At 67.5% G+C, this 21,626-nt stretch carries 19 protein-coding genes; 16 read left to right on the top strand and 3 right to left on the bottom strand.

Translation table 11 applies throughout. The features are described 5' to 3' along the window. Positions 1 to 3: 3 nt before the first annotated feature. Genes E5F05_RS00935 through E5F05_RS00925 form a run of 3 tightly spaced genes read right to left on the bottom strand, consistent with a single transcriptional unit; the run spans position 4 to position 3,003 of the window. On the bottom strand, positions 4 to 1,188 hold the full coding sequence (locus E5F05_RS00935; protein WP_129117168.1) for a four-carbon acid sugar kinase family protein: 1,185 nt from the start codon (positions 1,186 to 1,188) through the stop codon (positions 4 to 6). Beyond that, on the bottom strand, positions 1,188 to 2,207 hold the full coding sequence (locus tag E5F05_RS00930; protein WP_129117167.1) for a 2-keto-3-deoxygluconate permease: 1,020 nt from the start codon (positions 2,205 to 2,207) through the stop codon (positions 1,188 to 1,190). Before E5F05_RS00930 ends, E5F05_RS00935 begins: the two co-directional genes overlap by 1 nt. 13 nt (positions 2,208 to 2,220) lie before the next feature. Beyond that, complete coding sequence (locus E5F05_RS00925) at positions 2,221 to 3,003, bottom strand: DeoR/GlpR family DNA-binding transcription regulator (protein WP_164973283.1); 783 nt, start codon at positions 3,001 to 3,003, stop codon at positions 2,221 to 2,223. Between the two features lie 221 nt (positions 3,004 to 3,224). Here E5F05_RS00925 and E5F05_RS00920 point away from each other — a divergent pair, with 221 nt between their 5' ends. The 16 genes from E5F05_RS00920 to E5F05_RS00845 all read left to right on the top strand — a co-directional run bounded on the left by E5F05_RS00920 (position 3,225) and on the right by E5F05_RS00845 (position 21,607). Continuing rightward, positions 3,225 to 4,277 carry a LacI family DNA-binding transcriptional regulator gene (locus tag E5F05_RS00920; RefSeq protein WP_129117165.1) on the top strand — a complete coding sequence of 351 codons (1,053 nt, stop codon included), beginning with the start codon at positions 3,225 to 3,227 and terminating at the stop codon, positions 4,275 to 4,277. Further along, the gene (locus E5F05_RS00915) at positions 4,274 to 5,185 is read left to right on the top strand and encodes a carbohydrate ABC transporter permease (protein WP_164973282.1); all 912 of its coding nucleotides are present in this window, start codon (positions 4,274 to 4,276) and stop codon (positions 5,183 to 5,185) included. Before E5F05_RS00920 ends, E5F05_RS00915 begins: the two co-directional genes overlap by 4 nt. After that, complete coding sequence (locus E5F05_RS00910; RefSeq protein ID WP_129117164.1) at positions 5,182 to 6,015, top strand: carbohydrate ABC transporter permease; 834 nt, start codon at positions 5,182 to 5,184, stop codon at positions 6,013 to 6,015. The genes E5F05_RS00915 and E5F05_RS00910 overlap by 4 nt, the downstream gene beginning before the upstream one ends. A 63-nt stretch (positions 6,016 to 6,078) precedes the next feature. After that, on the top strand, positions 6,079 to 7,350 hold the full coding sequence (locus tag E5F05_RS00905) for an extracellular solute-binding protein (protein ID WP_129117163.1): 1,272 nt from the start codon (positions 6,079 to 6,081) through the stop codon (positions 7,348 to 7,350). A gap of 1 nt (position 7,351) precedes the next feature. Next, positions 7,352 to 8,515: an ADP-ribosylglycohydrolase family protein gene (locus E5F05_RS00900; RefSeq protein WP_129117162.1), complete on the top strand. Its 1,164-nt coding sequence runs from the start codon at positions 7,352 to 7,354 to the stop codon at positions 8,513 to 8,515. 16 nt (positions 8,516 to 8,531) lie between these two features. After that, entirely contained in the window at positions 8,532 to 9,428 is an 897-nt protein-coding gene (locus tag E5F05_RS00895; protein WP_129117161.1) for an HpcH/HpaI aldolase/citrate lyase family protein, read from the top strand. Then, entirely contained in the window at positions 9,425 to 10,645 is a 1,221-nt protein-coding gene (locus E5F05_RS00890; RefSeq protein ID WP_129117160.1) for a CaiB/BaiF CoA transferase family protein, read from the top strand. Before E5F05_RS00895 ends, E5F05_RS00890 begins: the two co-directional genes overlap by 4 nt. 61 nt (positions 10,646 to 10,706) lie before the next feature. Continuing rightward, the gene (locus E5F05_RS00885) at positions 10,707 to 12,743 is read left to right on the top strand and encodes an ADP-ribosylglycohydrolase family protein (RefSeq protein ID WP_241687018.1); all 2,037 of its coding nucleotides are present in this window, start codon (positions 10,707 to 10,709) and stop codon (positions 12,741 to 12,743) included. A gap of 328 nt (positions 12,744 to 13,071) precedes the next feature. Next, complete coding sequence (locus tag E5F05_RS00880) at positions 13,072 to 14,079, top strand: LacI family DNA-binding transcriptional regulator (protein ID WP_129117159.1); 1,008 nt, start codon at positions 13,072 to 13,074, stop codon at positions 14,077 to 14,079. A 108-nt stretch (positions 14,080 to 14,187) separates the two neighbouring features. Then, positions 14,188 to 15,501 carry an ABC transporter substrate-binding protein gene (locus E5F05_RS00875; RefSeq protein WP_129117158.1) on the top strand — a complete coding sequence of 438 codons (1,314 nt, stop codon included), beginning with the start codon at positions 14,188 to 14,190 and terminating at the stop codon, positions 15,499 to 15,501. Positions 15,502 to 15,528: 27 nt separating this feature from the next. Continuing rightward, positions 15,529 to 16,437, top strand: coding sequence for a carbohydrate ABC transporter permease (locus E5F05_RS00870; RefSeq protein ID WP_129117157.1), 909 nt, complete (start codon positions 15,529 to 15,531; stop codon positions 16,435 to 16,437). 9 nt (positions 16,438 to 16,446) lie between these two features. Beyond that, positions 16,447 to 17,334, top strand: coding sequence for a carbohydrate ABC transporter permease (locus E5F05_RS00865; protein WP_129117156.1), 888 nt, complete (start codon positions 16,447 to 16,449; stop codon positions 17,332 to 17,334). Beyond that, on the top strand, positions 17,331 to 18,236 hold the full coding sequence (locus tag E5F05_RS00860) for a glycoside hydrolase family 32 protein (RefSeq protein ID WP_129117155.1): 906 nt from the start codon (positions 17,331 to 17,333) through the stop codon (positions 18,234 to 18,236). Before E5F05_RS00865 ends, E5F05_RS00860 begins: the two co-directional genes overlap by 4 nt. Positions 18,237 to 18,320: 84 nt before the next feature. Beyond that, positions 18,321 to 19,568, top strand: coding sequence for an ABC transporter substrate-binding protein (locus tag E5F05_RS00855; RefSeq protein ID WP_129117154.1), 1,248 nt, complete (start codon positions 18,321 to 18,323; stop codon positions 19,566 to 19,568). A 255-nt stretch (positions 19,569 to 19,823) separates the two neighbouring features. Then, positions 19,824 to 20,735 (top strand): carbohydrate ABC transporter permease, encoded by a 912-nt coding sequence (locus E5F05_RS00850; RefSeq protein WP_129117153.1) that lies wholly within the window; start codon positions 19,824 to 19,826, stop codon positions 20,733 to 20,735. Next, positions 20,735 to 21,607 carry a carbohydrate ABC transporter permease gene (locus E5F05_RS00845; RefSeq protein ID WP_129117152.1) on the top strand — a complete coding sequence of 291 codons (873 nt, stop codon included), beginning with the start codon at positions 20,735 to 20,737 and terminating at the stop codon, positions 21,605 to 21,607. Before E5F05_RS00850 ends, E5F05_RS00845 begins: the two co-directional genes overlap by 1 nt. Positions 21,608 to 21,626 lie beyond the last annotated feature (19 nt).

Genomic DNA, 21,626 nt, shown 5'->3' with positions numbered 1-21,626 from the left:
GGTTTATTTTCCTTGCAGCAACGCCTGCTGCGCGTTCACGAGGGTTTGAGGTTGACCGAAGCCGCCCGCCTTGGTCACGACGGGCAGGGGGCGCGGGCCGACCAGTTGTCCGTACGGTACGCCCGGTTCGATCTCACCGAACAGCCTCAATCCGGTGGCCCCCAGGGCCTTGCCCACCTGCACCGCCGTGTCTCCCCCGGTCAGTACCAGGGCGTGCACCAGCCCCAGTTGCACCCCCTGCTGGGCGACATGGGCCAGGGCGTGCGCGATGGCCTCGGAGGAATGCCGACCTCTCGTGGACCCTGAATACAGGGCGGCCCCGGGATGCTGTTGCAGGGCCGTGACCAATTGCCCGAGGGCTGCCTCGCTGGCCTCGACGTTCAACTCCACACCCGGTACACCGGCCTGCCGCAAGGCCTGGAGCTGCTGGCGGGCAACCTCGTTCAGGCTGCCCACCACCGTCAGCACACCGGACCGGACCTGATGCGGCGGGACCTCCTGAACGGGGTGGGGGCCGGGGAAGCGGCGGCCGAGCGCCTGGGCCAGACCAGCCGATCCCACCCACAGCACCTCGTCCGGATCAGGCAGGTGGTCCACGAGCCGGGTGAGGTCCTCCTCCGTTTCGGCATCCACGATGATCCAGCGGTGATCTCGCAGCGCGGCGCGCACGGCGTCCAGGTCGCGCAGTTCCGCCCGCGAAATGACGGTGACATCACCGCGGTGGGCCGGGGCCAGCAGGGTGGGAAGGTGACTCTCGCTGACGGGGGTGCGGGGATCGCGGCCAGCGGGACCTTCATGGACGGGGCGGCCGTTCAGGAGCTGGACGCCACCCACGGTGGTGCGTCCATTGCTGGGAAGCGCCGGGGCGATAACCACGCGCCGTCTGCCGGAACCGGCAAAGGCCGCCTGGAGTTGCGCGGCAATCGGGCCACGCAGGGTGGAGTCGATCTTGACGTACAGCAGTTCGGGGGTGGCGTCTTGCAGGGCAGCGCTGACCCGGGAAGCGGCCTCGTCTGCTGGCAGCGCGCGCGAGTCGAGGTCGAGCACCAGCCCTTCGGGGAGCGGGGCGGGCAGTGGCGCGCCGTGGAAGGCGACGACGGTGTCGTAACCGTGCCGGGCGAGGTGGACGCCCGCGTCGGACGCTCCGGTCAGGTCGTCCGCCAGGATCAGAAAGCGGACGCCGGGCATCAGCGGGAACCGCTGGAATGAGCGGTGGTCTGGGCGGTGGCCTCTTCGCTGGTGTCACCCAGCGGGAGCAGGCCGCGCCGCTGTAGACGGCGGGCATAGGCGGCGGTGGCGATGGGCACCAGGATGGCGGTGACGACCACGGACGCGGCGACCAGCACCGTTGCCTGCTGTGCCGCCGCCGCGTAGGCGGGGTTGGCGGCGGCCACGATGGCCGGGACCGCCGCCGCATTGCCAGCGGTGCTCGCAGCGGCCAGACCCGCCAGGCCCGTCCCCCCCGTGAGGCGGTCGGTGGTGAACAGAACGACACCGGTCACCACGAAGACCGCCACGCCCAGCAGCACGCCGAGCAGTCCGGCGGACCACACGGTCGTGAGGTTGATGCCCGCGCCCAGGGCGAAGGCGAAGAAGGGAATCAGGACCGGGACCGCCTGACGCAGGAAGGCGCGCATGTCCGGGTCGAGGTTGCCCAGGATCATCCCGATGATCAGCGGCAGGAGCGCGCCGACCAGCGTCTGCCAGGGGAAGGCGGACAGCCCGGCCACGCCGAGGGTCACCATGGTGAAGAACGGGCCAGATTCCATGCTCATCAGGGAATAGGCGGCGACGTCACGCGGCTTGCCGAACTGCCCCATCAGGGCCATGTACAGGCCGCCGTTGGTATCGTTCATCGCCGCGACCACCGCCAGGGTGGACAGGCCCGCGAACAGCCCGGCCCCGATGGGAGCTTCACCGAGCAGCCGACCGAGGATCACGCCCGCAAGGACACCCAGCGCCAGCTTGACAATCAGCAGCGTCCCGCCTTTTTTCAGGATGTAGGGCGTGGCCTTGAGTTCGATGGTGGAGCCCATGCAGACGTAGAACACGGCGAGGATGGTGAGGGCACCACTGAACAGCGCGCCGGTGAACGAGCCGAAGTATTTGCCGGTGTCCGGGTTGATGGTGTTGATGACGGCCCCGATCAGCAGCGGGACGAGCATCATGCCGCCGGGAACTTTTTGGACAGTCGCGAGGATTTTCATGGGGCCTCCGGCGTCAGACGGTGTGGACGCGCAGATTCTGGGTGAGTTCCAGGTGGTCGAGGACCTGGCGCGGGGTTTCCTGCCCGGTGATGAGGTCCTGCACCGCGCCAAGTGGGGCGACGTCGATCAGGGCCGTCTGGCCGAACTTGCTGTGATCGGCCAAAAGGACGCGGCGGTTGGTGGTGCCCAGCAGGGCACTTTTCAGTTCGGCGACGGGAAGGCTGCCTTCGCTGAGCTGGCCGTCCCTGATGGCATGGATGCCGATGAGGGCCACGTCGACATGAAGGTGACGCAAAAAGGTATGGGTGGTGGCACCGACCAGGGTGAAGGAGCCAGCGCGAATCTCACCTCCAGGAAGCATGACGTGCACTTGTGGCAGCGTGGCGAGCACGGCAGCGATGGCGATGTCGTGGGTGATGGCCGTGAGGGGGATGGGCTCGGCGCGGAGAGCTTCGGCCGCCGCCATCACCGTCGTCGACGAGTCGAAGTAGACGCTCTGGTTCGGCTCGAGCAGGGTGAGGGCATGCTGGCCGATGCGGCGCTTCTCGTCGGCGTTCTCGCGTTGGCGTTCGTCGAAGCGGGTTTCACTGGCCGTGTGGGTTTTGGCAATGGCACCTCCATGGGTCCGGGCAATCAGGCCTTGTTGGGCAAGGAGGTCGAGGTCGCGGCGGACCGTCGAGATCGAGGCGCCCAGCTCACGGGAGAGTTCGTGGACCGTGGCGCTCCCACGTTCCTGAACGAGCGCCAGAACTTGGCCCTGCCGCTCGGCAGGCAGCAGCGAAGAAGTGACATCCATCGGAGTTCCTTTCCGTTCGTGTTGCCCAACGCTAGCAGAAACGGTCATGAAAAGTCAAAAAAGGTTGTTATCCATCCAGAACCGGTCAGAAAAGAGCATTTCAAGCCTATTTCCTGGTGTCCTGCTGAGGCCTGACCGGCTTTGCCACAGGACTGGAGCGGCAGGGGGGCAGGCACCGCCTTGACAAGCCGTGTTTAATCGTTTTAAATAACCCTACCATTATGCCCAAGTCCTCCGGTACACCAGGCCGGGGAGTGACCATCGCGGATGTGGCCCGTGAGGCGGGCGTGTCGGCTGCGACGGTTTCTCTGGCTCTCAACGGCTCGCCACGCATCTCCGCCGAAACCCGGCGCAGGGTGGCAGAGGTCGCTGCGGCCCTGCACTACCTGCCGAATCACGCGGCGGCCAGCCTGCGCCGCCAAGTGACGAACACCGTGGCGCTGGTCGTGCCGGAGATCGGCAATCCCATCTACATGGAGATGGCTAAAACGATTCAACGTGCGGCCCAGCAGCGGGGCTATCACCTGCACCTGATCAGCACCGAGGGGCAGGCTGACGAGGAACAGCATGCGCTGGAGACGCTGGCCCGCCGATTGGTGGACGGCCTGGTGCTGATCTCCCTGCGCGGCGCGGCGGCCCTGCGCGAGCCTCTCTCCCAGGTGCGCGGGCCGGTCGTGGTGATCGGCCGGGTGGGTGAACCCCTGTGCGACAACGTGATGGTGGACAGCGCCGCCGGAGCGGGTATGGCGATCCGGCATCTCTGGGAACACGGGCGACAGCAGGTCGCGTTCATCAACGGTATGTCCGGCACGGTGCCCGCCACCGAGCGCGCCAGGGGCGTCCATGAGGTCTACCGCCAGGCGGGGCGCACCCTCCCCACCGCCCTGACAGTCCAGGCGGATTTCACGCTGGAGGGAGGCTACCGCGCCACGCAGCAGCTTCTGGACGCTGGCGAAGCCTTTGACGGCCTGTACTGCGCCAACGACCTGATGGCCATCGGCGCCATGCGCGCCCTGCGACATCACGGCCTGAAGGTGCCGCGGGACGTGGCGGTCATCGGCATGGACGATATCCGGGACTGCCTGATCACCACACCCACCCTGAGCAGCGTCTCCCTGCTCGCCGCCGAGCGGGGCCGCCTGGCCGCCGAGCTGCTCTTCGACCGACTGACCGGGCAGACCGACGCTCCCCCCCGGCAGCTCACCGTCACGCCCGTCCTGATCCCCCGCGAATCCACCCAGATCGCCGGGCCGCCGGGGGGGGTCAGCGCATGACCACGCTGCCGACCCACGCTGCCAAACTGCGCGCCGGGAGCGGGCGGGCCAGCGTGCCGTGGTACCTCTTCCTGCCCGCCATCCTGCCCATCGTGCTGTTCTCGGTGCTGCCGCTCTGCCAGGGGATCTGGCTGGGCTTTACCGAGTACCGGCTGGGCCAGGACGCCCCCACCTTCAACGGTCTGGCGAACTTTGCCCAGATGCTCAAGGACACCGATTTCCTGAGTTCCTTCAAGGTCGGCCTGATCTGGACATTCGCCGTCACCGGGGGCGTGCTCTTCTTCGGCATGGGGCTGGCGCTGCTGCTCAACGCCCGGCTGCCCCTGCAAGGGCTGGCCCGCGTCCTGGTGCTCGTTCCCTGGGCGATTCCGCCGGTCATCAAGGGGCTGATCTGGCGCATGGTCTACCACCCGGACGCGGGGTTCCTGAACCAGGGCCTCGCCGCCCTGGGCTTCCCGGACCTGCACCTGAACGTCTTGACGGACTTCACCTGGGCGCTGCCCGCCGTGATTCTGGTCGGCATCTGGGCCGGGCTGCCGCAGGCGACGGTGGTGCTGCTCGCCGGATTGCAGAGCATCCCCGATGAACTGAAGGAGGCCGCCGCCCTGGACGGCGCGGGGAGCTGGGGCATCCTGCGGCACGTCACCCTGCCGCTGATGATGCCGGTCATCGCCGCCACCGCCGCGCTGGAATTCATGTGGAACTTCAACGCCTTCGGGCTGGTGTACGTCCTGACCGACGGCGGCCCCGCCGGAAGCACGCGCCTCCCGATGCTGTTCGCGTACGAGGAAGCCTTCCAGTACGGCAACATCGGCTACGCCTCGGCGCTGGGGCTGGCAATGGTCGTCGTGGTGGGCGTGCTGGTGTACTACACGGTTCGGCGTCAGGCGCAGGGAGGGGACGCGTGAGGACTTCCACTCCCGCCCGCGCCGGGATGTCCATCCTGCTGCTGCTGTACGTGCTGTTCCTGGCGTTCCCGCTGGTGTGGCTGCTCTCCACGGCCTTCAAGCCCGCCAGCGAGATCGGCCTGGGACAGGTGCACCTGCTGCCCAGGGCCGCCACCCTGGACAACTTCCGAGTCGCCATCACCGAGCAGCAGGTGCTGCCCAGCGCCCTGAACACCCTGAAGGTCGCCGTGATCAGCGCCCTCCTGACCCTGCTGGTCGCCACGCCCGCCGCGTACCTGCTCGCCCGCCGCCAGAGCGTGATGAACCGCGCGGTGACCGCCTGGATTCTGGTGTCGCAGACCTTCCCGGTCATCCTCATCATCGTGCCGCTGTTCCTGCTGCTCGCGCGGCTGCGGCTGGTGGACACCCATGCGGGGTTGATCCTCGTGTACGTCGTCTGGAGCCTGCCCTTCGTGCTGTGGATGCTCCAGGGGTACATCAAGGGCATTCCCGTCGCCCTGGAGGAAGCCGCCGCCATCGACGGGGCGTCGCAGGGGCAGATCATCGTCCGGGTGCTGGCCCCGCTGATCCTCCCGGGGCTGATCGCCACCGGCCTGTACGCCTTCGTGAACGCCTGGAACGAGTTCTTCTTCGCGCTGGTCATGCTCAAAAGCCCCGATCTCACGACCATTCAGGTCAACCTCTCACGGCTGCGCGGGACCGAGGGCCTCGCCCGCTGGGGGCCGCTGGCCGCGGGCAGCATCATCGCGACCATCCCCACCCTGCTGATCTTCACCGTCCTCCAGCGCCGCCTGGTTTCCGGGCTGCTCAGCGGCGGCGTCAAGGACTAGAGCCGCGCTTTCCCCAACTCGCCACCACCTGTCCCCCGCCCACTTCTCCAAGGAGGCTCACGCATGAAGGCACGCACCCTGCTCATCCTGTCCGCCCTCGCCCTCGGCACGTCGGCATACGCGCAGCAGAAAGTCCGCTTTGTCAGCCTGGCCTGGCAGACGCAGGCGGTGGCGGCGGTGAAAGCCATCGTCGCCGAGTGGAACGCGAAAAATCCGGGGATGCCGGTGGAATACCAGCAGGTGGACTGGGGGTCCATCCAGGACTACCTGACGACCTCGTTCCAGTCGAAGAACACGCCGGACCTGGTGCACTACGAGTCGGGGCCGATCATGGATTTCGGCAAGCAGGGCTTCCTGACGGACCTGAGGCCCTATATCCCCGCCGAGATGAAGCAGGACATCGCCCCGGGCGCGTGGCAGACCGTGACGGACAGCGCGGGGCACATCTGGGGCGTGCCCTTCCTGTGGGAGTCGCAGATCATCCTGTACAACAAGGACCTCTTCGCCAAGGCGGGGATTCGTCCGCCGACCACGCAGAAACCCTGGACGTGGAGCGACATGCAGGCGGCGGCCAAGAAACTCACCCAGGACACCAACGGTGACGGCAAGCCGGAGGTGTATGGCGCGGCCTTCGGGCTGAAGAGCGCGAGCAACCGCATCCTGAACATGAGCCTGGGCTTCGGCGGGGATTACTTCACCACGCAGAACGGCAAGAGTGTCCTTCAGGTGGGGAACGCCGAGAAGCAGCTCCTGAACATCCTGATGGACATGATGTACGTGAGCAAGACCGCCAGCACCGACGGCATCGGCCTGTCAGGGCCGGAACTGCTGCCGGGGTTCTACGCCGGGAAGTACGCCATGCTGCCCGGCATCGGCGTGTGGGCACGCCAGCAGATCGTGGAGAGCGGCCCGAAGGACTTCCACTGGGGCGTGCTGCCCCCACTCAAAGCGACTTCCCAGGCGCAGGGGTCCACCACGCAGACCCTCAGCATTCCGGCGGCGGCACAGAACAAGGCGGGCGCGGCGAAGTTCATGGCGTTCTTCCTGAACCGCACGAACATGGGCAGGCTCGCGGCGGGCGACTGGCTGTTCCCCACCCGGCAGTCCAGCCTGCGCGGCGCGCCCTTCATGACGGATCAGTACGGCTGGCGCACCGCCACCGAATCGGCGAAATACCTGACCATGGCCCCCTGGCAGAAGGTGAACGGCTTTTCCGAGGTGCGCAGCAAGGTCATGAACCCCCTGCTGCAACAACTCTTCGCCAACCGCATCACCGTGGACGAGTTCGCCAAGCGCCTGACCGAGGAGGGCAACGCGATCCTCCAGAGGTACTGACGTGCAGAACCGGCACAAAACCCTGCGGGAGGCCGCGCGGGGCTGCCTCCTGGGCGGCGCGGTGGGCGACTCGCTGGGCGGCAGCACCGAAGGGTACCCGCCCGAGGCGATCCGCGAACGCTTCGGCGGCTGGGTCACCGGGATCGTCGGCCCGTTCCTGGAGGACTGGGCCACCGCCCGTCCGCAATCGCCGCTGCACAAGGGGGACGGGCACATCACCGACGACACCCTGATGGTCCTGGCGCTCGCCAGCGTGTACCGCTCGCGCCGCCGCCACCTGGACGCCTACGACATGGCGGATGGCCTGGTCCCGGAGATCGCCGACCACGTGATCTACATTCCCGAACTGGAACGCGAGACCGTGCTGCAAAACCGCCTGTTCCACGCCGAGAAGTACCTGGTCCATCGGCTGCGGCACGCCAACATCGACCCGCGCGAAGCCGGGGTCGGCAATGTCGTGAACTGCGGCGCGGCGATGTACATGTCACCCGTCGGCATCGTCAACGCCGGGAACCCCCGGCGGGCCTACGCCGAGGCCATCGAGCTGGCCGGTGCCCACCAGAGCAGTTACGGACGCGAGGCCGCCGGAGTCTACGCCGCCGCCGTCGCGGAGGCGATGGCCCCCGATGCCAGCGTGGAAAGCATCGTCCAGGCGGCCCTGGAGGTGGCGCGCGACGGCACCCGCGACGCCGTGCAGGCCGTCACCGACGCCGCGCGCACCGTGGAGACCTGGGAGGACGCCATCCCCGTGCTCCGGGAGGCGGTGCGCCCCTACGACACCGTCGGGGAGACCTACCGCCAGCCCCATCCCGACGCCCGGCGCCCCAGCCGCACCAAGAGCATCGAGGAACTGCCCGTCGCGCTGGGCTTTCTGGTGGCCTGCCGGGGCGACTGCTGGCAGACGGTGCTGGGCGGCGTGAACTACGGACGCGATTCGGACAGCATCGCCAGCATGGGCGGCTCCATCGCGGGGGCGCTCCAGGGGGAAGGAGCGGTGCCCGCCGACCTCGTGCGGGCCATCAGCCACGCCAGCCGCCGCGACTTCATCCCGGTGGCCGACGATCTGGCCGGGGTGGCCCAGGAGGTGCTGGAGGCCGACCTCCGGCATGCCCGGCACCTGGCCGCGCGCATGGAGGGCGCGGGGATGAGGGTGGGGCAGGGATGAAAGGAGCGCCCTACGCATGACCACGCTGCACCATGACGACCCGCCGGGCACCCTCGCGGCCATGCTGTTCATCCCCGCGAGCGACGAGCGGAAGCTGGACAAGATTCCTTCGCTCCCGGCGCGCGCGGTGCTGCTCGATCTGGAAGACGGCGTGGCCCCGAACGCGAAGGCGGACGCCAGAGCACTGCTGGCGGGGCATCCGCTCGTCTCCCGTCCCGAGCAGCGCGTGTGGGTGCGCGTGAACAGCGCGGAGACGGCGCACCTGAAGGCGGACCTGGAGGCGGCGGTGCGTGCGGGCGTGCATGGGATCAACCTTCCCAAAGTGGAGGGCGCCGCGGAGCTGCATGCCCTCGACTGGTTTCTGACCCAACTGGAGGGCGAGAGAACCCTGCCCCGCCTGCCGGTGATGGCGACCATCGAGACGGCGCGGGGACTGGAGAACGTGCTGGACATCGCCCGCGCCACCTCGCGCATGCACAGCCTGTGCTTCGGTTCGGCGGATTACAGCCGTGACCTGGGCCTGAGCTGGCCCCCGCCGGAGGAACCCAGCCCGACGCTGACGCTGGCGCGGGCGCGGCTGGTGCAGGCCTCCCGTGCCGCCGGACTGCACGCCCCGCACGACGGCGCGAGCAGCGAGTTCAGGGACCTGGACCGGCTGCGCGCGCAGGTGCAGCAGGCCAAAGCACTGGGCTTCGGCGGCAAGCATGCCATTCATCCCGCGCAGCTTCCCGTCATCGAGGCCGTGTTCGCGCCGCAGGACGCGGAACTCGCCTGGGCGGAGAAAACCTACGCGGCGTTTCAGGAGGCGGTGCGAAGTGGTCAGGGCGCTGTGAACGTGGGCGGGCAGATGGTGGACGCCCCCATCGCCGAGCGCGCCCGGCAACTGCTGCTGGCGGCGGGGAGAACCCTATGACCCCTGAGCCGCCGCCGATGGCGCTGGAAGGCATCAAGGTCCTCGACCTGGCGAGCCTGTACGCCGGGCCGCTGATCGCCACGAACCTGGGGGATTACGGCGCGGACGTGATCAAGGTGGAACACCCGCGCGGCGACGACGCGCGGCGCTGGGGCCTTTCCAAGAATGGCGTTCCGCTGTGGTGGAAGTCCATTGCCCGCAACAAACGCCTGATCACCCTCGACCTGCACGACGAGGAAGACCGCCAGACCGTGCGGGAACTGGCGCAGTGGGCGGACATCGTCATCGAGAACTTCCGCCCCGGTCGGCTGGAAAGCTGGGGCCTGGGCTGGGCCGACCTGCACGCGCTGAACCCCCGCCTGATCCTGGTGCGCGTCACTGGCTTTGGACAGACCGGCCCACTCGCGCAGGAACCCGGTTTCGGCACGCTTGCTGAGGCGTTCAGCGGGTTCGCCGCCATTACCGGCCAACCCGACGGGCCGCCGACCCTCCCGCCCTTCGGGCTGGCCGATGGCGTGGCCGCCCTCGCCGGGACCTACGCCGCGATGATGGCCCTGTACTGGCGCGACGCGCAGGGCGGCGGGGTCGGGCAGATGATCGACCTGAGCCTCTATGAACCGCTGTTCGGCATTCTGGGGCCGCAGGCCATCGAGTACCTGCAAACCGGCACCGTCCAGCAGCGCCAGGGGAACCGCAGCAAGCGCACCGCCCCCCGGAACGCTTACCGGACGGCGGACAACCACTGGGTGGCCCTCTCAGGCGGCACGCAGCAGATCGTGAACCGCATGCTCACCGTGATCGGTCGCCCGGAACTCGCCGGGGACGAGCGGTTCTCCACCGCCGCCGCCCGCCTGCGGAACGCCGACGAGATCGATACCCTCATCGGTGACTGGATCGCCGCCCATCCGCTGGACGAGGTGCTGGCCCGCTTCCGCGCCGTGGAAGCACCCATCGCGCCCATCTACGACATCGCGCAGATCGTGCGCGACCCCCACTACCAGGCACGCGGCACCATTGCCTCTGTTCCCGACCCCGACCTGGGCGAAGCCGCCATGACCGCGGTGTACCCTCGGCTCTCGCGGACGCCCGGCCAGATCCGCTTCGCAGGCGCGCGGGACATCGGCGCACATCAGGGCGAGGTGCTCGCCGAGATCAGCGGCAGGAAAGCCGGGGATACGCCGGTTCAGCCTGCCTCCGGGGCGGGAGACCGCTCCTGATGGCCGCCAGCATGGTCCTTAACCGTCTCCTTGACCTGATCCTGCGCACCCGGAGCGCCCTGTGACGCTGCCCGCAGACTACGCCGAGCGCGTGTACGCCGGGGTGCTGGGAAAGATGATCGGCGTGTACCTGGGCCGCCCCATCGAGGGCTGGACGCACGCGCGCATCGTGGAGCGCTTCGGTGAGGTGCGCGACTACGTGCACGAGGCTCAGGGCCGCCCGCTGATCGTGAGTGACGACGACCTCTCCGGCACCTTCGCCTTCGTGCGCGCCATCGAGGAACACGGGCCGCATCTGGGCAGCCGCGAGATCGGGCTGACCTGGCTGAACCAGATCGTGGAGGGCCGCAGCATCCTGTGGTGGGGCGGCATGGGCAACAGCACCGAGGAAACCGCGTATATCCGCCTAAAAAGCGGCATTCCCGCGCCGCAGAGCGGCAGCATCGCCCTGAATGGCCGCCCCGCTGCCGAGCAGATCGGGGCGCAGATCTTCATCGATGGCTGGGCCATGCTCGCGCCGAACAACCCCGAGCTGGCCGCGAGGCTCGCCCGCGCCGCCGCGCAGGTCAGTCACGACGGCGAGGCGGTGGACGCGGCGGTGGCCCTGGCCGTCATGGAGGCCCTGGCCTTCACCCGCCGCCCACTGGAGGAGCTGCTGGACGCTGCGCAGGCCACCCTTCCGCCGGAGGGGACGCTGGCGCGCCTGTACCGCGACGTGCGGCAGTGGCACGCCACCCTTCCTAACTGGCGGGACGCTTTCGCCGAGCTGGAGAAGTATTACGGCTACCACCTGTACCCCGGCAACGTGCACGTCATCCCCAACCACGGCGTCATCCTGCTCAGCCTGCTTTACGGCGGCGGCGACTTCGAGGAGACGCTCGTCATCTGCAACACCTGCGGCTGGGACACCGACTGCAATGTCGGGAACGTCGGCGCGCTGATGGGCCTGCTCTGCGGCTTGAACGCGATTCCGGAGCGCTGGCGGGAACCGGTCGCCGACCGTCTGTTCGTGTGCAGCGCCGAAGGCTCGCGGGCCGTTACGGACGCCGTGCAGGTCACGGATAACCTCGTGCGCCTGGCCCACGTCCTGCACGGGCTGCCGCTGCCGGAGAGGCCTCCGCGCTACCACTTCCGCCTGCCGGGAAGTGTGCAGGGCTTCCAGGGGGAGGGCGTGGAGGTGCAGCCTTACCCAGACGGCCTGCACCTGACCGTGAACGGCGCGGGCCGCGCGACTGTGGCGACCTTTCTGCCCCCAGAGGTGCCGAACCCGCACGACACGCCCTATACCCGCAACCTGGGTCAGGGCTGGAACTACACGCTGCTCGCCAGTCCGACCCTCCACCCGGGTCAGCGGGTCACGGCGCGGGTGAGGGTGGACGCACCCCTCACGGTCGCGTGGACGCTGGATCACTACGACGCGGAAGATCAACCCGTCACGCTGAATGCCGAAGCAACGCTCCTCCAGCCCGGCACGCACGATCTGACCTGGACGGTGCCCGACCTGAGGGCCTTGCCCGTCGCCCGCATCGGGTTGCAGTTGGAGGGCGCGGGCACCCTGATCCTGCGCCACCTGGACTGGCAGGGCGTGCCGACCTTGCAGCTTACCCGTCCGCCGGGCGCCGGGCAGATGTGGCGGCGGGCCTGGATCAATGCCGCCGGGCGCATCGACATCAAGAGTCCCGGCCTGATGCGCTTTTCCCAGCATGAGGGCGTCGGGCAACTCCTGCTGGACGCCCGCGACTGGACCAGCCTGCGCCTGCGGGCCGTGATGTCCGCCCAGTTGCCCGCCCCGCTCGGGCTGGCCGTTCATACGCGTGGGCTGCGCCGCCACTACGCGCTGTGGGTGAGGCCGGGACTCGTCGAACTGGTGCGCCAGCGGGACGCCGAGCGGGTGGTGCTGGCCCAGGCGCCCTCCCTCTGGGAGCCGGGCGAGCGGCTGGAACTCTGCCTCACGGTCGTGGAGGGATCGCTGCAGGCCAGGGTCGGCAGGGCAATGCTGGAAGCCAGGGACCCGAACCCTCTCCCACCCGGTGGGGTCGCCGTGCTGTGCGAGGCAAACGGCGTCGATGTGTGGGAGGTCCAGGTCCAACCGATCTGATCCTGCACTGGGGTCGACTCGGTCTTGTGGCCGTTGGTTGGAACGATGACAGATAAGGAACGCTCTCAGGTCGTGAAAGAACTTCACGGAAGTGGACCGCGGGGCGCCTGTCTCCATCTACCCGCTGGAGACGGTGGTGACCGAGAGGTTCGCGGCCCTGGTCAGTCTCACCAGCGGGGACCTGGAAGCAAGCTCTCTGCGCGGTCATCGGGGATTGACAAGAAGCGACCGCAGGTTCATGCTGCATTCGTAAACGTTTACAAACGAAGATTGCAACCAATCCCTCTGACCTGACAAGGTCGGATTTGTCCCGCCCCCGGAGGAAGCGTTGTCTGTCACCATCCATGACGTTGCCCGTCAGGTGAACCTGAGCATCGCGACGGTGTCACGCGCCCTCAACCGGCCGGAAAGCGTGCCCGAGCCAACCCGCCAACGGGTGCTGGAGGCGGTCAGACTGACGGGCTACCGACCGGACGCCATTGGGCGGTCATTGCGGGAGGGGCGTTCGCGCAGCGTCGGCCTGATCGTGTCCGATATCCGCAACCCGTTCTACGCCTCGATTACCAAGGCCGTGGAGGACATTGCCCAGGCCCGTGGGTACGGGGTGCTGATCTGCAACGCCGACGAAAAACCGGAGCGTGCCCAGGAGGCCCTGCACTTTCTCGCCTCCCATCAGGTCAGCGGCATCATTCATGTCCCGACGGGTGAGAACGTCGCGGTTCTGGGTGAACTGGAGGCGCGCGGTGTCCCCATCGTCGATCTGGACCGCGTCTCCGGCCTCCAGAACGCCGGTGCCGTGCTGGTCAACAACCGGCAGGGCGCACGGCAGGCCGCCGAACATCTGATTGGTCTGGGCCATCAACGGATCGCGACCATCGCCGGCCCACAACATCTGACCACCGGGCGGGAGCGCCTGGAAGGCTTTCGGCAGGCCCTGGAGGAGGCGGGCATTCGCTTGCTCAAACGGCACGTGGAATTTGGTGATTTCCGGGAAGCCTCCGGGATGCGGGCCGCGCAGCGCCTGTTCGCCTTGCCCAAGCCGCCGACCGCCCTCTTCGTGGCGAACAACGAGATGATGGCGGGCGCCCTGGGAGCGGTGCTGGAAAGTGGGCGGCGGATTCCGCACGACATCTCCCTGGTCGGCTTCGACGACGCGCGCTGGGCGCAGTACATGCATCCGCCGCTGACGGTGGTGGCCCAGCCCATCGACGCGATCGGGACGCTCGCGGCAGAGCAGCTCTTCGAACGCATCGAGGGAAAACCAGCGGCCAGGATTCAGGTGCTGGACACCCAACTGATCGTGCGCGCTTCGACCGGACCGCCAGGTGCGTCATGAGTGGTTCCCAGCTCCACCCCTTTGCGCGCCCCCTCCCGTAAACGTTTACGTTCCCTCGGAGCCATTGTTTTCACCGCACTGCGGTCCCGCTGGGCAGAAAGGACTCACATGCTGCATGCCAAGCCAGTTCGTCAGATCACGCGCCGCCGGACCCACCGTCTCAGCCTGGTCATCGGCTGCGGGTTGAGCCTGGGCGCCCTGACCCCCGCGCTCGCCGCGCCCCCCAGCAACATCAAGGCCACCCTGAACGTTGTGCGCTTCGGGGACGAGAACGATGTCAAGACCGTGGGCCTGATGATTCAACGCTTCCACAAGCGTTACCCCAACGTGACCGTGAAAGTCCAGCGCTTCACCGCCGCGAACGGCTGGCCCGAATATCTCAGCAACGTGATGAACCTGATCGCCAGCGGCAATCCGCCGGACATTCTGGACATGCCGCTGGAGGGCGTCTCGACCGTCGCCAGCCGCGGCCTGATGCTGGACCTCGATGCCCTCGCGGCCAAGGACGGTCAGGCGAAAGAACTGCTCAACGATGTCGAACCCAACATCATCAACAGCATGCGCTACAACAAGCAGTTGGTGTTCTTCCCCACCGCCTGGAACAACATCGTCATCTACTACAACAAGGGAGCGTTCAAGAAAGCGGGCCTGCAACCCCCCAGCTCCACCTGGACCTGGGACGACTTCCTCAAGGCCGCACAGAAGCTCACCGTGCGGGACGCCAAGGGAAAGGTCACGCAGTACGGCTACTACGTTCCCGCCTACGGTTTCGGCCTAACCCCCTGGTTCCTCACCAACGGCACGGACAAGCTCACCCCCGACTGGCGCCGGTCCAACGTCAAGGACCCCCGCTTCCGCGAGTCGCTGCAATTCCTGCACGACCTGATCTACAAGTACAAGGTGTCCCCGGCCTTCCAGGCGGGTGCCGGTGAAAGTGCCTTCGTGTCGCAGCAGGCCGCCATGATCTCCATCGGCCACTGGCCCATCGCCAGCTTCGTGAAAAGCTTCAAGGATTTCGACGTGGCCGTGGTGCCGCGCAAGACCGCCTCCAACACGGTCTTCGGCGGCGAGGGCAACGGCATCCTGAAGACCTCGAAAAATCCCGAACTGGCCTGGGAGTTCATCAAGGAGCTGACCAGCAAGCAGTCCCAGGCCGAGCTGGCCGGAGCCGGGCTGGCGATTCCGGCGCGGCGCTCGGCGGCCAGCCTGCCCGCCTTCCTGAACTTCCCGGCCAACTCCGGCATCTTCTACGGCAGCGCGAAGACGGCCGTGCCCATCGCCTCGCCGCCCAACTTCTCGCAGGTCGAGGACATCCTGATGCGGAACGTCACGGCCTACATGACGAACAACCAGACGCTGGACGCGGCCCTGAACAACATGGACCGCGAACTGACCCGTTCTCTCAGCCGCGTGAAGTGGTGAGGCGCGGGGCCGCCAGGGGGTGAAGGCATGACCACGCTGTGGACCAGACGGAGGGGTGGGCTGAGACGCCGCGACGGGCGGGCCGCCCTGCTGTTCGCCGCACCGGCCTACCTGCTCTTTCTCGCCTTCGTGCTGATTCCGGCCCTGGTGACTTTTGGCCTGAGTTTTACCTACTACGACCGCCTGGCCTCGGGACCTCAGTGGGTGGGTCTGGAGAACTACAGCTACATGTTCAGCGACCCCCGCGTGTGGCAGATCTTCGGCAACACGCTGGTGTTTACGGTGGTGGCGACCAGCCTGAACGTGGGCTTGGGGATGCTGCTGGCGCTGCTGCTCGACCGCCGCATGCCCCGGCCCTTGCTGTACCTGCTGCGCCTGGCCTACTTCCTGCCGGTACTGACGGCCACGGCCTTCGTGGTGCCCATCTGGCAATTTCTGTACTCCACCGATCTGGGCGTCATCAACTACTTCCTGCGGGCCGCCGGGCTGGAGGGTGTGGGCTGGCTGACCAGCGAGCGGCTGGCCCTGCTGTCGGTGATCATCATGGACGTCTGGAAGAACGTCGGCTTCTTCATGGTGATTCTGCTGGCGGCCTTGCAGGGTATCCCCCGCGATGTGCTGGAGGCGGCCACGCTGGACGGGGCCGGTCCCGCGACCGTTTTCTGGCGCATCAAGCTGCCCATGCTCTCGCCCGTCTTGTTCTTCTGCGTGACCTTCGCCTCCATTGGGGCGCTCCAGGTCTTCGACTCCACCCGGCTCTTAACCGGTGGCGGCCCCGGCGACGCCACCCGCAGCGTCGCCATGTACATGTACGAGGCGGCCTTCGGGCAGCAGGACATCGGGTCGGGCGCTGCGGTGGCCCTGGTGCTGCTCCTGCTGGTCGCGGGCGTCACCGCCTTCCAGTTCTACGCCGCGCGGCGCTGGGTGCAGTCGTGAGGAGGCTTCATGTCGCGCGTTAACCCGGTGCCCGCGCCCACGCCCACCGAGCGCTGGCTCTCGGCCACACAGGCCATCCACTGGCGCAACCTGCCCTTCATGGTGCTGGCGGTGCTGGGGGCCTTTTTGATGGCGCTGCCCTTCCTGTGGATGGTCAGCACCTCATTCCGCACGCCCGCCGAGGCGTACAAGTTGCCGCCCTCCCTGCTTCCCAGCCGATTGGACTTCTCGGCCTACGACCACGTGCTGACCTCCTCGGTGCCCTTTTTGACCATGTACTGGAACAGCTTCAAGATCGCGCTGCTGACCACGGCGGGCGTGCTGCTCAACTGCTCGATGGCAGCCTTCGCCTTCTCACGGCTGAACTTCCGGGGCCGCGAGACGCTCTTTTCGATCCTGCTGCTGGGCCTGATGGTGCCCGCCGGTCTGGTGGTCATCCCGGTGTACCTGGGCCTCTCGCGGCTGCACCTGCTGGACACCGGGGCCGCGCTGGTCCTGCCCGCCCTGGCCTCGTCGTTCGGGGTCTTCATGCTGCGGCAGTTCATGCTGGGCCAGCCGCGCGAACTGGAGGAGGCCGCCGCCGTGGACGGTGCGGGCCAGTGGACGGTCTTTACCCGCATCTCGCTGCCGCAACTGGCCCCCGCGCTGTCGGCGCTGGGCATCATCACCTTCACGGCCAGCTGGAACAACTACATGGGGCCGCTGATCTTCCTGAAAAGCTGGGACAAGATGACGCTGCCTATCGGCATCTCCATCTTGCAGGGCTTTTTGGGGTCCGGCAGCCTGGCGGTGGTGATGGCCGCCGTAACCATGGCGATCCTCCCGCTGCTGGTGGTGTTCCTGATCGCGCAACGTTACATCATCGAGGGCCTGGCGATGTCCGGGGTGAAGGGATGAGCGCCCTGAACCCCGCCGGTGTGGCGGCGCCGCGCATCGCCTCACCCTTCGTCCACCTCTATGACCCGAACCTGGCCCGTCCCGGCGACGACCGGAACTGGTACACCAACGACCACACCGTCTTTCGTGGTCAGGACGGGCTGTGGCACGCCACCGGCATCTGCGGCGTGCGGCCCGCCGATCCCTTCGCGGGCGAGCAGGTCTTCTTCCATGCGCGCGGCGCGAGCCTGGAACAGGGTGGCTGGGAGGAGTGCCCGCCGACCCTGCGGGCGGACCATTGGCGCGGGGAACGGTTCCTGTGGGCGCCGCACGTGGTGCGGCAGGGCGGGCGCTACGTGATGGCCTATGCGGCGGGCGGCCCGCGCGTGACGCCGGAGCATCCGGAGGGCGTGTGCGACCACTACGGCCTGTACTTCGCGCACAGCGAGGACGGCGAGCACTGGGCGCGCCATCCCCTCAACCCCATCTTCCGCGAGCCGGGCCACGCCCGCGACCCGATGCTGCTGCAAGTCGAGGACGGCTGGCGGATGTACTACACCGGCGTGATGGGCGAGGAGGACCGCCGGGGAGCCGTGCGGATGCGGCGCTCTCCCGACCTGGAACACTGGTCCGGCGCGCAGGTCGTGAACGTGCAGCCCGGCCCGCACGACTTCGGGCGCGACGCCGAATCCCCCTTCGTGGTCGAGCGGGAGGGCGTGTATTACCTGTTCGTGTGCCGCGCCATGTCCTCCTACCGGGACACCCGCGTGTACGCCTCGCACGATCCCGCACGCTTCGAGCAGGAGGTCGCGCGGCTGGCCGTCCACGCCGCCGAGGTCGTGCAGGACGGGGACAGCTACTACATCACCGATACCGGCTGGGACAAATGCGGGCTGTACGCGGCCCGTCTGGAATGGAGCTAAAGGACGACCGTGCGAACCTATTGTCACTCCCCCCCTTGCCCGCCCCCGTCACCCCGCCTCTCTCATCCCGCTCAAGGAGACTCCATGCAGAAGAGCAAGAAGGTCCTGTTCGCCCTCGCCGCCAGCCTGCTGCTCGCCAGTTCCGCGCAGGCCGCCACCCTGCAATTCTGGAAGTTCGGCACGCCCGAGGAAACCGCCAACAAGGCGCTGCAAGGCTGGGTGGATCAGTGGAACAAGGAAAACCCCGACACCCAGGTCGCCTTGAAGCTCTTTCCCTTCAACGACTACACCGGCCCGGTGCTGACCACCGCCTTCGCTTCCGGGAGCGGCCCGGACGTGTTCTGGGCCTCACCCGGCACCTTCTTGCAGTACGTGTCGAGCGGCGTGGCCGCCGATCTGTCGAGCATCTTCACGCCCGCCCTGCGCGCCGACCTGCTGCCCGCCGCCGTCCAGGCCGTCACCGTGAACGGTAAGCCCTACGCCATGCCCTTCGAGCAGGAGCCGGTGGCGCTGTTCTACAACAAGGACATCCTGGCGAAGTACAAGATTCCCGTGCCCCGGAGCTGGAACGATGTGCTCAAGGCCAGCGCCACCCTCAAGGCGGCGGGCGTGACCCCCATCGTGATCGAACCCGCGCCGGGGGCCTACCAGAACTTCACCTGGTATCCCTTCCTGTGGCAGACCGGCGCGAACGTCGCCAATCCCTCCCTCACCCAAGCCACCATGAACAGCGGGGGGGCCGCGCAGGCACTGGACTTCTGGCGCGCCCTGATTCAGCGGGGGTACGCGCCGCGCACCGCCTCGGACTGCACCTGCAACATCGGCTCGACGCCCTTTGCCAGCGGCAAGGCGGCCATGATCGTGGACGGCATGTGGGCCATCCAGATGCTCAAGGAGGCGGGGAAGGTGAATTTCGGCGTCACCCACCTGCCGACGCCCACCGGCAAGAATCCCGTCACCGTGTACGGCGGCTGGACGCAGGTGGTGAACGCCAAGGGCCAGAACGTCGAGGCGGCCAAGAAGTTCACGGCCTGGATGTGGGCGCAGGGCACCCAGCGGCCCCTGGAATGGGTCAGCAAGGTGAACTCCAAGTTCAGCCCGCGCAAGTCGGTCACCGCCGCGGGCAAGAGCTACTACGACCAGCCGTACCTACGTGACTTCCGCGACCTGATCCTGCCCACCGCCCGCGCCGAACCGCGCTTCCCCGCCGAGATGGTCAAGATCGTCGGGGACGCCATCCAGTCCAGCATGTTCCGCAACACGCCCGGCCAGGTCGCCGCCAATCAGGCCCAGGCGCAACTGGTGCCCTACCTCAAGACTCTGCCGAAGTAAGGCCGGAGGGGGGCGGGGGCTGGACGGCTTAGGACTCTCACGAAGCTTGAGCGGGAAGAGCGGGGGGTTGAGAGCAAATGGCGCTGGGAGGCCCAGCCCGCTCACCCCCTCCCGGCCTCCCCCCTCGAGGGGGAGGAGCAATAGCGCCTCCTGCACAGTTTCATCTTCTGCTGAATCGCGTAAGTCCCAGGCCCGCAGAGCGGATTCCCGCCCCCGCCTCCACTTCCCCCCGCGCCCACCCACCAAGGAGTGTTCATGACCCGCCTCGCCACCCCACCTCTTCGCAGCCCCGCGCGCCCGGCCCGGCGTGAGCGGCGTGAACGCTGGACCGCGGCGCTGTTTCTGGCCCCGGACGTGATCGGGCTGGCGGTCTTCGTGGTGCTGCCCATCGTGGCCGCCCTGGTCATCAGCTTCACCAACTGGAACGCCCTGGGCAGCCCGAGCTGGGTGGGGGCCGCCAATTACCAGCGGCTGCTGGCTGACCCAGTCTTCTGGTCGTCGCTGCGGGTCACGGCGCTGTATACCGTGATCTACGTGCCGCTGGTCTTCGCCGTGTCGCTGGGGCTGGCGCTGCTCGCCAACCAGCGGCTGCCGCTGATCGGGGCCTTCCGCACCATCTTCTTCGTGCCGGTGGTGCTGAGCCTGGTGGTGACCGGGCTGATGTGGCGCTTCATCTTCGATGAACAGGTGGGGCTGCTGAACTACGCGCTGTCGCTCGTCCACCTGCCGCCACGCGCCTGGCTGGGGGACGTGAACCTGGCCCTGCCCGCCATCATCGTGGTGAGCGTCTGGATCAACATGGGCTACTACATGACGATCTTCCTGGCCGGGCTTCAGGACATCCCGCGCGAGTACTACGAGGCAGCCCGGATCGACGGCGCGGGAGGCTGGCAGAGCTTCTGGCGCATCACGTTGCCGCTGCTGCGGCCCACCAGTCTCTTCGTGCTGGTCGTGACCCTGATCGGGTCCTTTCAGGTCTTCGATCAAATCTGGGTGATGACCAAGGGCGGCCCCGCCGACGCCACGCAGGTCACGGTCATCTACATCTACAAACAGGCCTTCCAGTACCTCAGCCTGGGGTACGCCAGCGCCATCGCCTTCGCGCTGTTTTTGGTCATCTTCGTGGTCAGCCTGGCGCAGTTCTGGCTGGTGCGGAAGGAGGACTGATGCAGCGCAGCTATCCCCTGCCCGTGACCCGGCCACACAGGCACGTTCGCTCGCCGGGCCGCTGGCTGGGCACCGCCCTGGTGTACCTGCTGTGCCTGCTGGTGGCGCTGCTGACCCTGATTCCGCTGGTGTGGATGATTCTCGGCTCCTTGAAGAGCGCCGACGAGGTGGTGGCCTACCCGCCGACCTTCCTGCCGCACCACTTCGCGTGGCACAACTACGTGGAAGTGTTCACGACGGTGCCCTTCGGGCGCTACATCCTCAACACCTTCTTCGTGGCGACCAGCGTGACGGTGGTGGCGCTGCTGTTTCACTCGATGGCCGCCTACGCCCTCGCGCGGCTGAAGTTCCGGGGCCGCGACGCCCTCTTTCTCGGCATCGTCGCCACCTTGATGATCCCCTTCTCGGTGACGCTGATCCCGACCTTCATCCTGGTGAAGTCGCTCGGCTGGCTGGACACCTACTGGGCGCTGATTATCCCCGCCATCCCCAACGCCTTCGGCATCTTCTTGCTGCGGCAGTTCTACCTGGGCCTGCCGGTGGAGCTGGAGGAGGCGGCCCGCCTGGACGGCGCGACGCCCGCCGGTATTTTCTGGCGCATCGCGCTGCCCATGAGCCAGCCGATCCTGGCGACGCTCGCCACCTTCTTCTTCCTGGCGAACTGGAACGCCTATCTGTGGCCCCTGATCGTCACGCAGAACCCCAATATGCGCGTGACGCAGGTGGCCCTGGCCGCCTTTTCGGGCGAACACTCGACCTCCTGGCAGCTCATCATGGCGGGCGCGACGGTCGCGGCGCTGCCGGGCCTGCTGCTGTACCTGTTCCTGCAACGCTACCTGATCGAGGGCATCAAGCTCTCGGGCCTGAAGTGACGGCCCAAAGGAAAGGAGT

Origin of the sequence: Deinococcus metallilatus, assembly GCF_004758605.1 — a bacterium.
In the GTDB taxonomy this organism is placed as follows: Bacteria; Deinococcota; Deinococci; order Deinococcales; family Deinococcaceae; genus Deinococcus; species Deinococcus metallilatus.
This window is presented reverse-complemented; position numbering and strand designations above follow the sequence as displayed.

Excerpts from the sequence above, each read along its gene's own strand:
- E5F05_RS00935 (WP_129117168.1), bottom strand. The coding sequence starts at position 1,188 with ATGCCCGGCGTCCGCTTTCTGATCCTGGCGGACGACCTGACCGGAGCG.
- E5F05_RS00930 (WP_129117167.1), bottom strand. The coding sequence starts at position 2,207 with ATGAAAATCCTCGCGACTGTCCAAAAAGTTCCCGGCGGCATGATGCTC.
- E5F05_RS00925 (WP_164973283.1), bottom strand. The coding sequence starts at position 3,003 with ATGGATGTCACTTCTTCGCTGCTGCCTGCCGAGCGGCAGGGCCAAGTT.
- E5F05_RS00920 (WP_129117165.1), top strand. The coding sequence starts at position 3,225 with ATGCCCAAGTCCTCCGGTACACCAGGCCGGGGAGTGACCATCGCGGAT.
- E5F05_RS00915 (WP_164973282.1), top strand. The coding sequence starts at position 4,274 with ATGACCACGCTGCCGACCCACGCTGCCAAACTGCGCGCCGGGAGCGGG.
- E5F05_RS00905 (WP_129117163.1), top strand. The coding sequence starts at position 6,079 with ATGAAGGCACGCACCCTGCTCATCCTGTCCGCCCTCGCCCTCGGCACG.
- E5F05_RS00895 (WP_129117161.1), top strand. The coding sequence starts at position 8,532 with ATGACCACGCTGCACCATGACGACCCGCCGGGCACCCTCGCGGCCATG.
- E5F05_RS00890 (WP_129117160.1), top strand. The coding sequence starts at position 9,425 with ATGACCCCTGAGCCGCCGCCGATGGCGCTGGAAGGCATCAAGGTCCTC.
- E5F05_RS00875 (WP_129117158.1), top strand. The coding sequence starts at position 14,188 with ATGCTGCATGCCAAGCCAGTTCGTCAGATCACGCGCCGCCGGACCCAC.
- E5F05_RS00870 (WP_129117157.1), top strand. The coding sequence starts at position 15,529 with ATGACCACGCTGTGGACCAGACGGAGGGGTGGGCTGAGACGCCGCGAC.
- E5F05_RS00865 (WP_129117156.1), top strand. The coding sequence starts at position 16,447 with ATGTCGCGCGTTAACCCGGTGCCCGCGCCCACGCCCACCGAGCGCTGG.
- E5F05_RS00860 (WP_129117155.1), top strand. The coding sequence starts at position 17,331 with ATGAGCGCCCTGAACCCCGCCGGTGTGGCGGCGCCGCGCATCGCCTCA.
- E5F05_RS00855 (WP_129117154.1), top strand. The coding sequence starts at position 18,321 with ATGCAGAAGAGCAAGAAGGTCCTGTTCGCCCTCGCCGCCAGCCTGCTG.
- E5F05_RS00850 (WP_129117153.1), top strand. The coding sequence starts at position 19,824 with ATGACCCGCCTCGCCACCCCACCTCTTCGCAGCCCCGCGCGCCCGGCC.
- E5F05_RS00845 (WP_129117152.1), top strand. The coding sequence starts at position 20,735 with ATGCAGCGCAGCTATCCCCTGCCCGTGACCCGGCCACACAGGCACGTT.